Source organism: Pseudohongiella sp. SYSU M77423, from assembly GCF_029911965.1.
Classification (GTDB): domain Bacteria; phylum Pseudomonadota; class Gammaproteobacteria; order Pseudomonadales; family Pseudohongiellaceae; genus Pseudohongiella.
In genome coordinates this window covers 292,845-307,757 of the sequence record NZ_JARYTH010000005.1, presented here as the reverse complement: position 1 = coordinate 307,757, position 14,913 = coordinate 292,845, and the positions used below count along the sequence as shown (strand labels likewise).

The window sequence follows — 14,913 nt, the reverse complement described above, 5'->3', positions numbered from 1 at the left end:
ATGCCAGCTGCATGACAGCTGGCGGAGGAAAGTAGAATGAAAGACTTGCTGGGATTATTGAAGTCACAGTCACAATCAGACGAGTTTGACGCTATCCGTATTGGCCTGGCCTCGCCGGAGATGATCCGCGCCTGGTCGTTTGGCGAAGTGAAGAAGCCGGAAACCATTAATTACCGTACTTTCAAACCTGAACGTGATGGTCTGTTTTGTGCGAAGATTTTTGGTCCGGTCAAGGACTACGAGTGTCTGTGTGGCAAATACAAGCGCCTGAAGCACCGTGGCGTTATCTGTGAGAAGTGTGGCGTTGAAGTGGCGCTGTCAAAGGTCCGTCGTGAGCGCATGGGCCATATCGAACTGGCCAGTCCAGTCGCTCACATCTGGTTCCTGAAATCACTGCCGTCGCGTATTGGTTTGTTGCTGGATATGACGCTGCGTGATATCGAACGCATTCTCTATTTCGAGTCATTCGTTGTTACCGATCCGGGCATGACGACTCTGGAGAAAGGCCAGCTGCTGACCGATGAGCAGTACTATGAAGCCATGGAAGAATTCAGTGATGAATTCGACGCCAAGATGGGTGCTGAGGCTATTCAGCAACTGATGCGCGACCTGGACCTGCCCGAAGAGATCAACCGTCTGCGCGAAGAGATTCCCGCGACTAACTCTGAGACAAAGTTGAAGAAGCTTTCCAAGCGGCTCAAGCTGCTGGAGGCATTTGCTGACTCTGGCAACAAGCCGGAATGGATGGTCCTGACCGTATTGCCTGTGCTGCCACCGGACCTGCGTCCGCTGGTACCGCTGGATGGCGGCCGTTTCGCTACTTCCGATCTCAACGATCTGTACCGTCGCGTAATTAACCGTAACAACCGTCTGAAGCGCCTGCTTGATCTCAACGCACCTGACATCATCGTGCGCAACGAGAAGCGTATGCTGCAGGAAGCTGTAGATGCGCTGCTGGACAACGGTCGTCGCGGTCGTGCCATTACCGGCACCAACAAGCGTCCGCTCAAGTCACTGGCCGACATGATCAAAGGTAAGCAGGGTCGTTTCCGTCAGAACCTGCTGGGTAAGCGAGTCGACTACTCCGGTCGTTCGGTGATCGTGGTAGGTCCGACCCTTAAACTGCACCAGTGTGGTCTGCCCAAGAAGATGGCGCTGGAGCTGTTCAAGCCATTCATCTTTGGCAAGCTGGAGCGTCGTGGTCTGGCTACGACCATCAAGGCCGCCAAGAAAATGGTGGAGCGCGAAACTCCGGAAGTATGGGATATCCTGGCTGAAGTGATTCGCGAGCACCCAGTTCTTCTGAACCGGGCGCCCACGCTGCACCGCCTTGGTATCCAGGCTTTCGAGCCGGTCCTGATTGAAGGCAAGGCCATCCAGCTGCACCCGCTTGTCTGCGCGGCCTATAACGCCGACTTCGACGGTGACCAGATGGCTGTTCACGTGCCGCTGACACTGGAAGCCCAGCTCGAAGCGCGTACACTGATGATGTCGACCAACAACATCCTGGCGCCTGCCAACGGTGAGCCGATCATCGTTCCATCGCAGGACGTTGTACTGGGCCTGTATTACATGACGCGTGAGCGAATCAATGCCAAAGGTGAAGGCATGGTGTTCGCTGATGCGGCAGAAGTTAAGCGCGCTTACGATACTGGTCAGGCGCATCTGCAGGCGCGCATCAAGGTGCGTCTGTCGGACTACGAGCTTAACGAAGCGGGTGAGACCGAGAAAGTGCGTCGCATCGTCGACACAACTGTCGGTCGCGTCCTGCTGTACTCAATTGTTCCGTCTGGTCTGCCATTTGCAATGGTCAATCAGAAGATGACCAAGAAGCAGATTTCCGGCATCCTCAACGCCTGTTATCGAAACGTTGGCCTGAAAGAAACGGTTATCTTTGCTGACCAGTTGATGTACACCGGTTACAAGTATTCAACCGTCTCTGGTTCGTCCATTGGTGTTAACGACTTCGTTATCCCGGAAGCCAAAGCCAAGATCATTGGTCAGGCTGAATCCGAAGTAGAAGAGATCGAAAACCAGTACGCCTCTGGTCTGGTGACACAGGGTGAGAAGTACAACAAGGTGATCGACATCTGGTCCCGCGCCAACGACCTGGTTGCCAAGGCCATGATGGAAGGTCTCTCTACCGAGCCAGTGATCAATAAAGAAGGCAAGGAAGAGCGCCAGGAGTCATTCAACTCCGTCTATATTTATGCTGACTCTGGTGCACGGGGTTCGCCCGCCCAGATTCGTCAGCTCGCAGGTATGCGTGGTCTGATGGCACGTCCTGATGGCTCCATCATTGAGACGCCAATCACGGCGAACTTCCGTGAAGGTCTCAGCGTTGTGCAGTACTTCACCTCAACGCACGGTGCGCGTAAAGGTCTGGCAGATACGGCATTGAAGACAGCGAACTCCGGTTACCTGACTCGCCGTCTGGTTGATATTTCCCAGGATCTGGTGATCACAGAGGAAGACTGTGGCACACAGGAAGGCCTGTTGATGCGTCCAATCATCGAGGGTGGCGATATTATTGCCGCGCTGGGTGAGCGAGTGCTGGGTCGTGTTCTGATCAGTGATGTTGTGCATCAGGATACTGGTGAAGTGCTGGTTGATGCTGGCACGATGCTTGACGAGAAAATGGTTGAGCGTCTGGAAACCATGGGTATCGACGAAGTACATGTCCGCTCTGCGATAACCTGTGATACGCGATTCGGTATCTGTCGTCAGTGCTACGGCCGAGATCTGGCGCGTGGTCACCTGGCAAACGTGGGTGAGGCTATTGGTGTCATCGCGGCACAGTCCATCGGTGAGCCTGGTACACAGCTGACGATGCGTACGTTCCACATCGGTGGTGCGGCATCGCGTGCAACCGCTGCTGATAACGTGCAGGTTCGTACCACGGGTACAGTCCACCTGCACAACATGAAGACAGTGACCAATGCCAACGGTGGCCTGGTTGTGGTTTCGCGTTCTGGCGAGCTGATCGTGAATGACGAAGCAGGTCGTGAGCGGGAGAAATACAAGCTGCCTTACGGTGCCGTGATTACGCTGAAAGAGGATCGCAAGGTTGAAGCTGGTCAGGTTGTGGCTACCTGGGATCCGCACACGCACCCGATCATTACCGAGGTAAAAGGTCGTGTTGCCTTTACCAATATGGAAGAAGGCCTGACTGTCCGTCGCCAGACAGACGAAATCACAGGCTTGTCCAGCCTGACCGTTATGGATCCGGCAGAGCGGCCGTCGGCAGCCAAAGAGCTGCGTCCGGCGATCACACTGCTGGATGAGAAAGGCAAGGAACTGCCACTGCCTGGCACGAATATGCCCGCAGTCTACTTCCTGCCGGCACATGCGATCATCGCTGTTCAGGATAGCGTTGATCTGTCGGTTGGTGACGTTATTGCCCGTATTCCGCAGGAAGGTTCGAAAACTCGTGACATCACCGGTGGTCTGCCTCGTGTTGCCGACCTGTTTGAAGCCCGCAAGCCGAAAGAACCGGCTATTCTGGCAGAGATTTCAGGTACGGTTACCTTCGGTAAGGAAACCAAAGGCAAGCGTCGTCTGGTCATCACGCCAAAAGAAGGCGAGAGCCTGCCAGATGGCAGCACTCACTATGAGACGCTGATTCCGAAATGGCGTGCCATGACAGTGTTCGAAGGCGAGTTCATCGAGAAGGGTGAAGTTGTTTCAGACGGCCCGCCCTCTCCGCACGACATCCTGCGTCTGAAAGGTGTTCAGGCCCTGGCCGAATACATCGTCAACGAGGTGCAGGAAGTCTACCGACTGCAGGGCGTGCGCATCAACGACAAACATATCGAAGTAATTGTGCGTCAGATGTTGCGTAAGGTTGAGATCACCGATGCTGGTGACTCTTCGCTGATTCGTGGCGAGCAGGTCACGATCACGCAAGTGTTGGAAGAAAACGACAGGCTGCGTGAAGCTGGCAAGATTGAGGCGCGTTATCAGCGTCAGTTGCTGGGTATCACCAAGGCGTCGCTGGCGACCGAGTCGTTCATCTCGGCGGCATCCTTCCAGGAAACCACGCGTGTATTGACCGAGGCTGCCGTAACAGGCAAGCGCGATCACCTGCGTGGCTTGAAAGAGAACGTGGTGGTTGGTCGACTGATACCAGCAGGTACTGGTCTGGCCTACCACGAATCGCGGCGTCAACAGGCAGCGGCATCACGAGCCCAGGAAGAGGGTTCAGGTGTTACCGCCAGCGAAGTTGAAGCAGCGTTGACGGAAGCGCTGAAAACAGGTGGCTAAACCGGGGAAACCCGACTGTAGCGCCTAATTCAGTTGACTAGAGGATGCGAGGTCTTTAAACTCTCGCATCCTTTACTCTGGTGAGTGGTCTTTTGTCTGTGGTTCCACGGAATCGCAGTAATCGGCTGCACGCCGGAGTACAAGTATTTAAATGACTAGTTCAGGAGTAATGAATGGCAACTATCAACCAGTTGGTTCGTAAACCAAGACAGAGCAAAGTCGCCAAGAGTGACGTGCCCGCTCTGCAAGGTTGCCCGCAAAAACGTGGCGTGTGCACCCGCGTCTACACAACTACACCAAAGAAGCCAAACTCAGCACTGCGTAAAGTATGTCGTGTGCGTTTGACTAACGGTTATGAAGTCACCTCCTACATCGGCGGTGAAGGTCACAACCTGCAGGAGCACTCTGTGATCCTGATCCGTGGTGGTCGTGTAAAAGACCTTCCGGGTGTGCGTTATCACACAGTGCGCGGCAGCCTGGATACATCAGGCGTATCAGCACGTCGTCAGGGTCGCTCCAAGTACGGTGCTAAGCGTCCAAAGTCTTAATTTTCAAATAAATTTTTCCAGTAAGGCCGCGTGACATTCGTCGGTGACGGGTGTGAATCGTGGATTTACCTGAATAGTGAGGTGAGTTATGCCCAGAAGAAGAGTGGCAGCAAAACGTGAAATCCTGCCTGATGCCAAATATGGCAGCAAGGTGCTGGCCAAGTTCATGAACCACGTGATGGAAGACGGCAAAAAGTCAGTTGCCGAGAAGATTGTCTATGGTGCACTGGATACAGTGACCAAAAATGGCGGTGGTGATCCGCTGGAAACCTTTGAAAAAGCCCTTGAGCAAATTGCACCGATGGTTGAGGTGAAGTCTCGCAGGGTGGGTGGTGCAACCTATCAGGTTCCAGTTGAAGTGCGCGCAGAGCGTCGTACCGCTTTGGCAATGCGTTGGTTGGTTGAGCATGCACGCAAGCGTGGCGAGAAGTCCATGGCATTGCGTCTGGCCGGTGAGATTTCTGACGCATCTCAGGGCCGCGGCAGCGCGGTCAAGAAGCGTGAAGATGTGCACCGTATGGCTGAAGCCAACAAGGCGTTCTCGCACTACCGTTTCTGATAAATCATTAAATTCAATTTTTTAAGCATATAGGTGCGATTGTGGCCAGAAGAACCCCATTGAGCCGTTACAGAAATATCGGTATCTGTGCTCACGTAGATGCTGGTAAAACAACTACGACCGAGCGAGTCCTGTTCTACACAGGTATGAACCACAAAATTGGTGAAGTACACGACGGCGCTGCCACCATGGACTGGATGGAGCAGGAGCAGGAGCGTGGTATCACCATTACCTCTGCTGCCGTGACGACATTCTGGCGTGGTATGAGTCAGCAGTTCGATGAACACCGTGTCAACATCATCGACACGCCCGGACACGTGGACTTCACCATTGAGGTTGAGCGTTCACTGCGAGTGCTGGATGGTGCTGTCGTGGTACTGTGTGGTTCTTCAGGTGTGCAGCCGCAGACAGAAACTGTATGGCGCCAGGCAAACCGCTACGAAGTGCCGCGTCTGATCTTTGTTAACAAGATGGACCGTGCCGGCGCTGACTTCCTGAAAGTGGTCAAGCAGGTCAAGAACCGTCTGGGTGCCATTCCTGTGCCCATGCAACTGGCCATCGGTGCTGAAGACAACTTCAAGGGTGTTATTGACCTGGTGAAGATGAAGAGCATCGTCTGGAGCGAAGCTGACCAGGGTGTGACCGTGGCTTACGAAGACATTCCTGCTGACATGCAGGCTGAGTCTGAAGAGTGGCGCGAATACATGGTCGAGGCAGCTGCCGAAGCCAACGAAGAGCTGATGAACAAGTACCTGGAAGGCGGTGAGCTGACTGAAGAGGAAATCAAGGCTGGTATCCGTATTCGTACGCTGGCCAACGAAATTGTTCCAACCTTCTGTGGTTCCGCATTCAAGAACAAGGGTGTTCAGGCTGTTCTGGACGCGGTAGTTGAATACCTGCCGTCACCAACAGAAGTGAAGGACATCGAAGGTACGCTGGAAGATGGTTCTGTTATCCGCTGTGAATCCAGTGATGATGAGCCATTTGCGGCCCTGGCGTTCAAGATTGCCACAGACCCGTTTGTGGGTACGCTGACCTTCTTCCGTGTTTACTCAGGCAAGCTCAATTCTGGCGACTCTGTCTACAACTCGGTGAAGATGAAGAAAGAGCGTGTCGGTCGTATGGTGCAGATGCGCGCCAACAACCGCGACGAGATCAAAGAAGTAATGGCCGGCGACATCGCTGCTGCCATCGGTCTGAAAGACGTTACCACGGGTGAAACGCTGTGTGATCCAAGCCGTATCGTCGTTCTGGAAAAGATGGACTTCCCTGATCCTGTAATCTCGGTTGCTGTTGAGCCCAAGACCAAGGCTGACCAGGAAAAGATGGGTATTGCTCTGGGCAAGCTGGCTCAGGAAGATCCATCGTTCCGTGTTGAGACAGATGAAGAGTCAGGCCAGACCATTATTTCCGGTATGGGTGAGTTGCACCTGGACGTTCTGGTTGACCGTATGCGTCGTGAATTCGGCGTAGAGGCCAATATCGGCAAGCCGCAGGTGGCTTACCGTGAAACCATCCGCAAGGCAGTTGAAGTGGAAGGTAAGCACGTCAAGCAGTCCGGTGGTCGCGGTCAGTTTGGTCACTGTTGGTTGCGCATCGAGCCGCTGCCGGCAGACGAAGAGTACCAGTTTGTGAACGAGATTGTGGGTGGTGCGATTCCCCGTGAATACATCCCTGCCGTTGATAAAGGCGTTCAGGAACAGATGAAAAATGGCTGTTTGGCGGGATATCCGCTGCTGGCCATGAAAGTCACAGTCTATGATGGCTCTTACCACGACGTTGACTCCAGTGAAATGGCGTTCAAAATCGCTGGCTCCATGGCGCTCAAGAAAGGCGCTCTGATGGCTGATCCGGCGCTGCTGGAACCAATCATGAAAGTTGAGGTGGTTACTCCAGAAGAGAACATGGGTGACGTGATGGGTGACCTTAACCGTCGTCGTGGCATGGTTCAGGGCATGGATGACACCTCCAGCGGTAAAGTGATCAATGCTGAGGTGCCTCTGTCAGAAATGTTTGGTTATGCAACCGACCTGCGTTCCATTTCGCAGGGTCGTGCGACCTACACCATGGAATTCCTGAAGTACGGTGAGGTGCCATCGAATATTGCTGAGTCCATCATCAGCAAAAACAAAGGCTGATTTTCTGAAAATATAGACTAGTTTCACGAGGTGATATTGTGGCTAAGGGTAAATTTGAACGTAAAAAAGTACACGTCAACGTGGGAACAATTGGTCACGTTGACCATGGTAAAACAACGCTGACAGCAGCGCTGACGCGCGTTTGCTTTGATGTGTGGGGTACTGGTGAATCGCGTGCTTTCGACCAGATCGACAATGCGCCGGAAGAAAGAGAGCGTGGTATCACCATCTCTACTGCGCACGTTGAGTACGACTCACCAAACCGTCACTACGCACACGTTGACTGCCCCGGACACGCTGACTATGTGAAGAACATGATCACTGGTGCGGCGCAGATGGACGGCGCGATTCTGGTAGTGTCAGCTGCTGACGGCCCCATGCCGCAGACGCGTGAGCACATCCTGCTGTCCCGTCAGGTTGGCGTTCCTTACATCGTTGTGTTCATGAACAAAGCGGACATGGTTGACGATGCGGAGCTGTTGGAGCTGGTTGAGATGGAAGTGCGCGAGTTGCTCGACACTTACGATTTCCCGGGCGACGACACGCCGATCATCATCGGTTCTGCGCTGATGGCACTGAACGGTCAGGACGACAACGAAATGGGTACCTCAGCTGTGAAGAAGCTGGTTGAGACTCTGGACGAGTACATCCCTGAGCCTGAGCGTGACATCGAGAAGCCCTTCCTGCTGCCAATCGAAGACGTGTTCTCGATCTCTGGTCGTGGTACGGTGGTTACTGGCCGTGTTGAGCGCGGTATCGTTAAAGTTGGCGACGAGATCGAAATCGTTGGTCTGAAAGACACCACCAAGACTACCTGTACGGGTGTTGAGATGTTCCGCAAGCTGCTCGACGAAGGTCGTGCAGGTGAGAACGTGGGTGTTCTGCTGCGTGGTACCAAGCGTGAAGACGTTGAGCGTGGTCAGGTACTGGCCAAGCCGGGTTCAATCACTCCGCACACCAAGTTTGAAGGCGAAGTGTACGTACTGAGCAAGGAAGAAGGTGGTCGTCACACGCCATTCTTCAAAGGCTACCGTCCGCAGTTCTACTTCCGTACGACTGACGTGACTGGTGCGGTTGAGCTGCCGGAAGGTGTCGAGATGGTTATGCCTGGCGACAACCTGAAGTTCCTGGTAACGCTGATTGCTCCGATTGCGATGGATGAAGGTCTGCGTTTTGCGATCCGTGAAGGCGGTCGTACTGTAGGCGCTGGCGTGGTATCCAAAATCATCGAGTAAGTCGGTGAAGGCATAAGAGAGGCGGTCGATAGGCCGCCTCTTTTTATTGCTTCGCTGTGTTAGGGTCAAAGAAGACTAAATTTGCTGTAACGAAATAGTTTTCTTGACATGGGGCTGTGTCAGCCTTAGAATTCCGCTTCCTTTTTTCCGGTCCTCAACTGGGATCCGGGTAACAAAAAAAGTAAGTATTTAATTTAAAAAGTGTTTGGAGAGCAGACTAGATGCAAAATCAGCGTATCAGAATTCGGCTGAAGGCCTTTGATCATCGGCTGATTGATCAGTCTACTCAGGAAATTGTCGATACTGCCAAGCGAACCGGTGCGCAGGTGAGAGGGCCAATCCCTCTGCCAACGAACAGGGAACGCTACACGATTCTGATATCGCCGCACGTGAATAAAGATGCGCGCGATCAGTACGAGATCAGAACGCACAAGCGCCTTCTTGATATCGTAGAGCCGACAGAGAAAACAGTGGATGCGTTGATGAAGCTGGACCTGGCGGCAGGTGTGGAAGTGCAGATCAGTCTTGGGTAAGGGCTGAGTGATCCAGAATTTTGTGTTAGGCCGGGTTTGTAGATAGAAGCGAGAATGGTTCAGTAATGGTTCAACTCTGAAACAACTGATAACAGCTGGCTTGGCGGGGTCCAAAAGCCCCCAGGCAAACATGGTGTAATGCGATAGCAGCCATAGCGGGTTAAAGCCCCGTACACGATGAGGTTCAAAAAATGTCGATTGGTTTGGTCGGTCGAAAAAGCGGCATGACCCGTATATTTACTGAAGCTGGGGATTCTGTTCCAGTGACAGTGGTAGAGGTCAGCCCAAACAGAATTACTCAGTTGAAAACTGAGGAAGTGGATGGCTACAGCGCCGTTCAAGTGACTGTGGGTGAGCGCAAAGCTTCCCGCGTTTCGCGCTCTTTGGCGGGTCACTTCGCGAAAGCTGGAACAGAAGCTGGTGCCGGCCTGTGGGAATTCCGCGCTGGTCAGCAGGAGCTGGCTGAGTTCGCCCCCGGTGCTGAGTTGACAGTTGCTCTGTTTGAAGCAGGTCAGCGTGTAGACGTAACCGGCACTTCAAAAGGTAAAGGCTTCGCTGGCGCCATCAAGCGTCACAATTTCCGCGCACAGGATGCAACTCACGGTAACTCGCTGTCTCATCGTGCTCCTGGTTCAATTGGTCAGTGTCAAACGCCTGGTCGTGTCTGGAAAGGCAAGAAGATGGCTGGACACATGGGTGATGTGCGCGTAACGACTCAGTTTCTCGAAGTCGTTCGCGTGGATGCCGAAAATAATCTGCTGTTGGTAAAAGGTGCCATCCCGGGAGCTACTGGCTCACACGTGGTAGTGCGTCCTTCTGTCAAATCAGCCGGATCCAGGGGGTAAGCAATGATGGAATTGAATCTTGCGCAGCCCGGTAAAAAGGCCGGAGCAGGCACTGTTTCTGTTTCAGAAGAAACGTTTGGCAAAGAATTTAACGAAGCGCTGGTGCATCAGGCGGTCGTGACCTACATGGCAGGCGCCCGTCAGGGTACTGTTAAGCAGAAGACGCGTTCAGAAGTTGCAGGTGGTGGTCGTAAGCCATGGCGTCAAAAGGGTAGCGGTCGTGCGCGTGCGGGTACCACTCGTGGCCCTATCTGGCGTACCGGTGGTGTAACCTTCGCTGCGCGTCCCCAGGATCACAGCAAAAAACTGAATCGCAAAATGTACCGCGGTGCAATGCGCAGCATTCTGTCAGAGTTGCTGCGTCAGGATCGTCTGGTCGTTGTTGAGCAGTTCAGCGTTGATACGCACAAAACCAAAGATCTGGCGAGCAAGCTGAAAGAGTTTTCGCTGGATAACGTACTGATCGTTGCTGATGAAGTGGCAGAAAATCTGTACCTGGCAGCTCGCAACCTGCGTCACGTTGATGTATTGGATGTGTCAGGTCTGGATCCGGTCAGTTTGATCGGTTTCGAGAAGGTGCTGATGACTGTTCCTGCGCTGAAAAAAGTTGAGGAGATGTTGTCATGAACCAACAGAGACTTTACACGATTATCGTTGGGCCGCACGTATCTGAGAAGGCTGCGCTGATTGCAGACCGCAACAACCAGGTTGCGTTCCGTGTTGCCAATGACGCAACCAAGCCTGAGATCCGTGAAGCGATTGAAACACTGTTCAAAGTGACAGTGGAAGATCTGCAGGTACTCAACGTCAAGGGCAAGACCAAGCGTACTGCGCGTGGCAAGCTGAGACAAAAATCAAACTGGAAAAAGGCTTACGTGAAGCTGGCGCAGGGTCAGGAAATTGACTTTGCGGAGATGGCGTAAGAAAGGGTCGCGGTTATGGCAGTTGTTAAATGTAAACCCACCTCGCCAGGGCGCAGGTTCGTCGTAAAAATCGTAAACCCTGATTTGCACAAGGGTGAGCCTTACGCTGGTTTGGTGGCGACCAAGTCAAAGACTGGTGGTCGAAACAATGCTGGACGCATCACTCGTCGTCATGCGGGCGGTGGTCACAAGCAAAAGTACCGAATTATCGATTTCCGTCGTGATAAAGACGGCATCGTAGCCAAGGTTGAGCGTCTGGAGTATGACCCCAACCGTACGGCCAACATTGCGTTGCTGCTCTACGCCGATGGCGAGCGCCGTTACATTATTGCGCCGGCCAAGATTTCTGCTGGCGACACGCTGGTCTCAGGTGATGAGGCGCCGATCAAGACAGGTAACTGTCTGCCGCTGCGCAACATCCCGCTGGGTAGCACCGTTCACTGCGTTGAGCTGAAGCCGGGTAAAGGCGCTCAGATCGCGCGAAGCGCTGGCGGCTCAGTGCAGCTGGTGGCTAAAGAAGGTAATCACGTCACGCTGCGTCTGAAGTCTGGTGAGATGCGCAAAGTGCTGGCCGATTGTCGCGCAACGCTGGGAGAGGTTTCCAACTCTGAGCACAGCCTGCGCTCCCTGGGTAAAGCCGGTGCCAAACGCTGGCGTGGTATTCGACCGACGGTGCGTGGTGTGGCCATGAACCCGGTTGATCACCCGCACGGTGGTGGTGAAGGTCGTACCTCCGGTGGCCGTCACCCTGTGACGCCATGGGGTAAGCCGACCAAGGGCTACAAGACCAGAACTAACAAGCGCACGACCAATATGATCGTCCGCCGCAGAAATGCTAGCCGATAAGGCCTGACAACAGAGGAAATTAAAGTGCCACGTTCACTGAAAAAAGGTCCCTTCATAGACCTTCATTTAATGAAAAAAGTGCAGGCAGCACGCGATGCTAATGACAAGCGTCCTATTAAGACCTGGTCACGACGCTCGATGATTTCTCCAGATATGCTCGGGCTGACGCTGGCTGTGCACAATGGACAGCAGCATGTGCCGGTTTTTGTGACCGAAGACATGGTTGGTCACAAGCTGGGTGAATTCGCGCTGACGCGTAACTATCGCGGTCACGCGGCAGACAAGAAAGCCAAGCGCTGATAAGTGGGGAAATTGAGATGGAAGTTGTAGCAATATTGCGCGGCGCTCGGCTCTCTGCCCAGAAGGCGAGATTGGTAGCCGATCAGATCCGCGGCAAGAATGTCGAAGAGGCACTTCAGTTGCTGACCTTCAGCCCAAAGAAGGGTGCTGATGTCATCAAGAAGGTGTTGAACTCTGCGATTGCGAATGCCGAGCATAATGAAGGGGCGGATGTGGACGAGCTGAAAGTCTCCACTATCTACGTCGACGAAGGTATGTCCATGAAGCGAATCCGTCCACGTGCCAAAGGCCGTGCTGATCGCATTCTGAAGCGTACCTGTCACATCACCGTTAAAGTAGCCGATAAGTAGGAGATCAGGATGGGTCAGAAAGTACATCCAACCGGAATTCGGCTTGGTATAGTTAAAAAGCACACATCAGTGTGGTTTGCCGAAGGCAAAGATTATGCTGAGCATTTGCTGGTTGATTTGCAGGTGCGTGATTACATCCGCAAGCAACTTGCCAATGCGTCTGTTTCACGTGTTGATATCGAACGTCCGGCGCAGACAGCCCGCATTACTATTCACACTGCCCGTCCAGGTATCGTGATTGGTAAGAAAGGCGAAGATGTAGAGACGCTGAGAACCGCTCTGATTGCCAAGATGGGCGTGCCGGTTCACATCAACATCGAAGAGATCCGTAAGCCTGACCTCGATGCGCAACTGGTTGCTGACAGTGTTTCGCAGCAGCTGGAGCGACGTGTCATGTTCCGTCGCGCCATGAAGCGCGCTGTACAGAACGCCATGCGCCAGGGTGCGGAAGGTATCAAGATTCAGGTCAGCGGTCGTCTGGGCGGTGCAGAAATTGCCCGAACAGAATGGTATCGGGAAGGTCGTGTGCCATTGCACACACTGCGTGCCGATATCGACTACGCGACTTCAGAGGCTAGCACAACTTACGGGATCATTGGCGTTAAGGTCTGGATTTTCAAAGGCGAGATCCTTGGCCACAAGGAAGCCCCTGCGGCTCCCCAGAAAGCGTCCAAGTAGAGGATAGGCCAAGATGTTACAACCAAAGCGTACTAAATTTAGAAAGATGATGAAGGGCCGTAACCGCGGTCTGTCTCATCGTGGCAGCAAAGTGGATTTCGGCGAGTTTGGCCTGAAAGCCCTGGGTCGTGGCCGCCTGACTGCGCGTCAGATCGAAGCTGCCCGTCGTGCCATGACTCGTCACGTAAAGCGTGGCGGTAAAATCTGGATTCGGGTTTTCCCCGACAAGCCAATTACCCAGAAGCCTCTCGAGGTTCGTCAGGGTAAAGGTAAGGGTAGCGTGGAGTACTGGGTCGCCCAGATTCAGCCCGGTCGTGTGATGTTTGAGATCGAAGGCGTAGACGAAGGTCTGGCGCGCGAAGCGTTTCAACTGGCTGCTGCCAAGCTGCCGTTTGAAACCACTTTTGTAAAACGGACGGTAATGTGATGAAAGCCAGCGAATTGCGAGAAAAGTCAGTTTCTGAGCTGAACGAGCAGCTCAATGGCCTGTATCGTGACCAGTTCAACTACAGGATTCAGAAGCGGACCGGACAACTGGCACAGACTCATGTGCTTTCTGCAGTAAAGCAGGATATTGCCCGGATTAAGACCATCATTACTGAAAAGCAGAAAAGTGGGTCCTGATTATGTCGCTTAATGAAACAGAAGCAGTACAGACCGGTCGCGTTGTGACCGGCAAAGTTGTCAGCGCCAAGATGGACAAGTCCATTGTTGTGCTGATCGAGCGTCGGGTTAAGCACCCGGTGTATGGAAAGTTCATAACTCGCTCTTCAAAAGTGCATGCGCACGATGCGAACAATGATTGTCGCGAAGGTGATCGAGTTACGGTTAAAGAAGTCAGACCGATCTCCAAGACCAAGACCTGGTCTTTGGTATCAATTGATGAGCGTGCAACGCAGATCTGATTCTGGCGGTAAATGGGTTTCTGGCGCCAGTCGGCGTTGTTGCTAAAGCGACAGTTTAAGGGTTCGGAGAGAATCGATGATTCAGGTACAGTCATATTTAGATGTGGCAGATAACAGTGGTGCCAAGCGAGTAATGTGTATCAAAGTGCTCGGTGGCTCACATCGTCGTTATGCCCGCATCGGGGATGTCATCAAAGTGACAGTGAAAGAAGCGATTCCCCGAGGCAAAGTTAAAAAGGGACAGGTGCTTTCAGCACTCGTTGTTCGCACGAAGAAAGGTGTTCGCAGAACTGATGGCTCGTTGATCAAGTTTGATGACAATGCCGCGATTCTGTTGAACAACCAGCAGGCGCCTATCGGTACTCGTGTGTTTGGGCCTGTGACGCGTGAATTGCGAACTGAAAAGTTCATGCGAATCATCTCCCTGGCACCAGAAGTGCTGTGACAGATATCGAGGCCGCGGAATATGCGTAAGATTAAAGCTAATGATGAAGTAATCGTCATCGCCGGAAAAGACAAGGGCAAGCGGGGAACCGTGACGCGCCTGGTCGGTGAAACCAAGGTGATTGTCGGTGGTATCAATATTGTAAAACGACACACCAAGCCTAACCCCAATGCGGGTATTGCAGGCGGTATCGTTGAGAAGGAAGCTGCGCTGGATGTTTCCAATGTAGCGATCTTCAATCCGGAGACCAACAAAGCTGACCGCGTCGGCTTTCAGGTTGAAGATGGAAAGAAAAAGCGGATTTTCAAGTCCACTAACAAAGTCATTGATTAACGGAAACTCAGG

The 14,913-nt window shown here is 53.1% G+C and carries 18 protein-coding genes; all 18 read left to right on the top strand.

Features of this window, described 5'->3' with window-relative positions; all coding sequences use genetic code 11:
* Nucleotides 1–36: 36 nt before the first annotated feature.
* The 18 genes from rpoC to rplX all read left to right on the top strand — a co-directional run bounded on the left by rpoC (nucleotide 37) and on the right by rplX (nucleotide 14,901).
* Entirely contained in the window at nucleotides 37–4,263 is a 4,227-nt protein-coding gene (gene rpoC / locus QGM61_RS12945) for a DNA-directed RNA polymerase subunit beta' (RefSeq protein ID WP_237134973.1), read from the top strand.
* Between the two features lie 173 nt (nucleotides 4,264–4,436).
* Entirely contained in the window at nucleotides 4,437–4,811 is a 375-nt protein-coding gene (gene rpsL / locus QGM61_RS12940; protein ID WP_058022520.1) for a 30S ribosomal protein S12, read from the top strand.
* Between the two features lie 88 nt (nucleotides 4,812–4,899).
* Complete coding sequence (gene rpsG, locus QGM61_RS12935) at nucleotides 4,900–5,370, top strand: 30S ribosomal protein S7 (RefSeq protein WP_237134972.1); 471 nt, start codon at nucleotides 4,900–4,902, stop codon at nucleotides 5,368–5,370.
* Nucleotides 5,371–5,411: 41 nt separating this feature from the next.
* Nucleotides 5,412–7,508: an elongation factor G gene (gene fusA, locus QGM61_RS12930; RefSeq protein WP_237134971.1), complete on the top strand. Its 2,097-nt coding sequence runs from the start codon at nucleotides 5,412–5,414 to the stop codon at nucleotides 7,506–7,508.
* 38 nt (nucleotides 7,509–7,546) lie between these two features.
* Nucleotides 7,547–8,743 (top strand): elongation factor Tu, encoded by a 1,197-nt coding sequence (gene tuf / locus QGM61_RS12925; protein ID WP_237134970.1) that lies wholly within the window; start codon nucleotides 7,547–7,549, stop codon nucleotides 8,741–8,743.
* Nucleotides 8,744–8,964: 221 nt separating this feature from the next.
* Nucleotides 8,965–9,276, top strand: coding sequence for a 30S ribosomal protein S10 (gene rpsJ / locus QGM61_RS12920; protein WP_237134969.1), 312 nt, complete (start codon nucleotides 8,965–8,967; stop codon nucleotides 9,274–9,276).
* A 191-nt stretch (nucleotides 9,277–9,467) separates the two neighbouring features.
* Complete coding sequence (rplC, locus tag QGM61_RS12915) at nucleotides 9,468–10,121, top strand: 50S ribosomal protein L3 (RefSeq protein ID WP_237134968.1); 654 nt, start codon at nucleotides 9,468–9,470, stop codon at nucleotides 10,119–10,121.
* A 6-nt stretch (nucleotides 10,122–10,127) separates the two neighbouring features.
* Nucleotides 10,128–10,748 carry a 50S ribosomal protein L4 gene (gene rplD / locus QGM61_RS12910; RefSeq protein ID WP_237135009.1) on the top strand — a complete coding sequence of 207 codons (621 nt, stop codon included), beginning with the start codon at nucleotides 10,128–10,130 and terminating at the stop codon, nucleotides 10,746–10,748.
* Entirely contained in the window at nucleotides 10,745–11,044 is a 300-nt protein-coding gene (gene rplW, locus QGM61_RS12905) for a 50S ribosomal protein L23 (protein WP_237134967.1), read from the top strand. The genes rplD and rplW overlap by 4 nt, the downstream gene beginning before the upstream one ends.
* 15 nt (nucleotides 11,045–11,059) lie before the next feature.
* Entirely contained in the window at nucleotides 11,060–11,890 is an 831-nt protein-coding gene (gene rplB, locus QGM61_RS12900; protein WP_237134966.1) for a 50S ribosomal protein L2, read from the top strand.
* Between the two features lie 24 nt (nucleotides 11,891–11,914).
* Nucleotides 11,915–12,190 (top strand): 30S ribosomal protein S19, encoded by a 276-nt coding sequence (gene rpsS, locus QGM61_RS12895; RefSeq protein WP_237134965.1) that lies wholly within the window; start codon nucleotides 11,915–11,917, stop codon nucleotides 12,188–12,190.
* Nucleotides 12,191–12,207: 17 nt separating this feature from the next.
* Nucleotides 12,208–12,540, top strand: coding sequence for a 50S ribosomal protein L22 (gene rplV / locus QGM61_RS12890; protein ID WP_237134964.1), 333 nt, complete (start codon nucleotides 12,208–12,210; stop codon nucleotides 12,538–12,540).
* A 9-nt stretch (nucleotides 12,541–12,549) separates the two neighbouring features.
* Nucleotides 12,550–13,218: a 30S ribosomal protein S3 gene (rpsC, locus tag QGM61_RS12885; protein ID WP_237134963.1), complete on the top strand. Its 669-nt coding sequence runs from the start codon at nucleotides 12,550–12,552 to the stop codon at nucleotides 13,216–13,218.
* A gap of 13 nt (nucleotides 13,219–13,231) precedes the next feature.
* The gene (gene rplP, locus QGM61_RS12880; RefSeq protein ID WP_237134962.1) at nucleotides 13,232–13,645 is read left to right on the top strand and encodes a 50S ribosomal protein L16; all 414 of its coding nucleotides are present in this window, start codon (nucleotides 13,232–13,234) and stop codon (nucleotides 13,643–13,645) included.
* On the top strand, nucleotides 13,645–13,842 hold the full coding sequence (gene rpmC, locus QGM61_RS12875) for a 50S ribosomal protein L29 (protein ID WP_237135008.1): 198 nt from the start codon (nucleotides 13,645–13,647) through the stop codon (nucleotides 13,840–13,842). The genes rplP and rpmC overlap by 1 nt, the downstream gene beginning before the upstream one ends.
* Nucleotides 13,843–13,844: 2 nt before the next feature.
* Nucleotides 13,845–14,123, top strand: coding sequence for a 30S ribosomal protein S17 (gene rpsQ, locus QGM61_RS12870; protein WP_237134961.1), 279 nt, complete (start codon nucleotides 13,845–13,847; stop codon nucleotides 14,121–14,123).
* 76 nt (nucleotides 14,124–14,199) lie between these two features.
* Entirely contained in the window at nucleotides 14,200–14,568 is a 369-nt protein-coding gene (rplN, locus tag QGM61_RS12865; protein ID WP_237134960.1) for a 50S ribosomal protein L14, read from the top strand.
* Nucleotides 14,569–14,589: 21 nt separating this feature from the next.
* Nucleotides 14,590–14,901, top strand: a complete 312-nt coding sequence (gene rplX / locus QGM61_RS12860; protein ID WP_237134959.1) for a 50S ribosomal protein L24 — start codon at nucleotides 14,590–14,592, stop codon at nucleotides 14,899–14,901.
* Nucleotides 14,902–14,913 lie beyond the last annotated feature (12 nt).

Coding starts and splice junctions, on each gene's coding strand:
- rpoC (WP_237134973.1), top strand. CDS start 37: ATGAAAGACTTGCTGGGATTATTGAAGTCACAGTCACAATCAGACGAG.
- rpsL (WP_058022520.1), top strand. CDS start 4,437: ATGGCAACTATCAACCAGTTGGTTCGTAAACCAAGACAGAGCAAAGTC.
- rpsG (WP_237134972.1), top strand. CDS start 4,900: ATGCCCAGAAGAAGAGTGGCAGCAAAACGTGAAATCCTGCCTGATGCC.
- rpsJ (WP_237134969.1), top strand. CDS start 8,965: ATGCAAAATCAGCGTATCAGAATTCGGCTGAAGGCCTTTGATCATCGG.
- rplC (WP_237134968.1), top strand. CDS start 9,468: ATGTCGATTGGTTTGGTCGGTCGAAAAAGCGGCATGACCCGTATATTT.
- rplD (WP_237135009.1), top strand. CDS start 10,128: ATGGAATTGAATCTTGCGCAGCCCGGTAAAAAGGCCGGAGCAGGCACT.
- rplW (WP_237134967.1), top strand. CDS start 10,745: ATGAACCAACAGAGACTTTACACGATTATCGTTGGGCCGCACGTATCT.
- rplB (WP_237134966.1), top strand. CDS start 11,060: ATGGCAGTTGTTAAATGTAAACCCACCTCGCCAGGGCGCAGGTTCGTC.
- rplV (WP_237134964.1), top strand. CDS start 12,208: ATGGAAGTTGTAGCAATATTGCGCGGCGCTCGGCTCTCTGCCCAGAAG.
- rpsC (WP_237134963.1), top strand. CDS start 12,550: ATGGGTCAGAAAGTACATCCAACCGGAATTCGGCTTGGTATAGTTAAA.
- rplP (WP_237134962.1), top strand. CDS start 13,232: ATGTTACAACCAAAGCGTACTAAATTTAGAAAGATGATGAAGGGCCGT.
- rpmC (WP_237135008.1), top strand. CDS start 13,645: ATGAAAGCCAGCGAATTGCGAGAAAAGTCAGTTTCTGAGCTGAACGAG.
- rpsQ (WP_237134961.1), top strand. CDS start 13,845: ATGTCGCTTAATGAAACAGAAGCAGTACAGACCGGTCGCGTTGTGACC.
- rplN (WP_237134960.1), top strand. CDS start 14,200: ATGATTCAGGTACAGTCATATTTAGATGTGGCAGATAACAGTGGTGCC.
- rplX (WP_237134959.1), top strand. CDS start 14,590: ATGCGTAAGATTAAAGCTAATGATGAAGTAATCGTCATCGCCGGAAAA.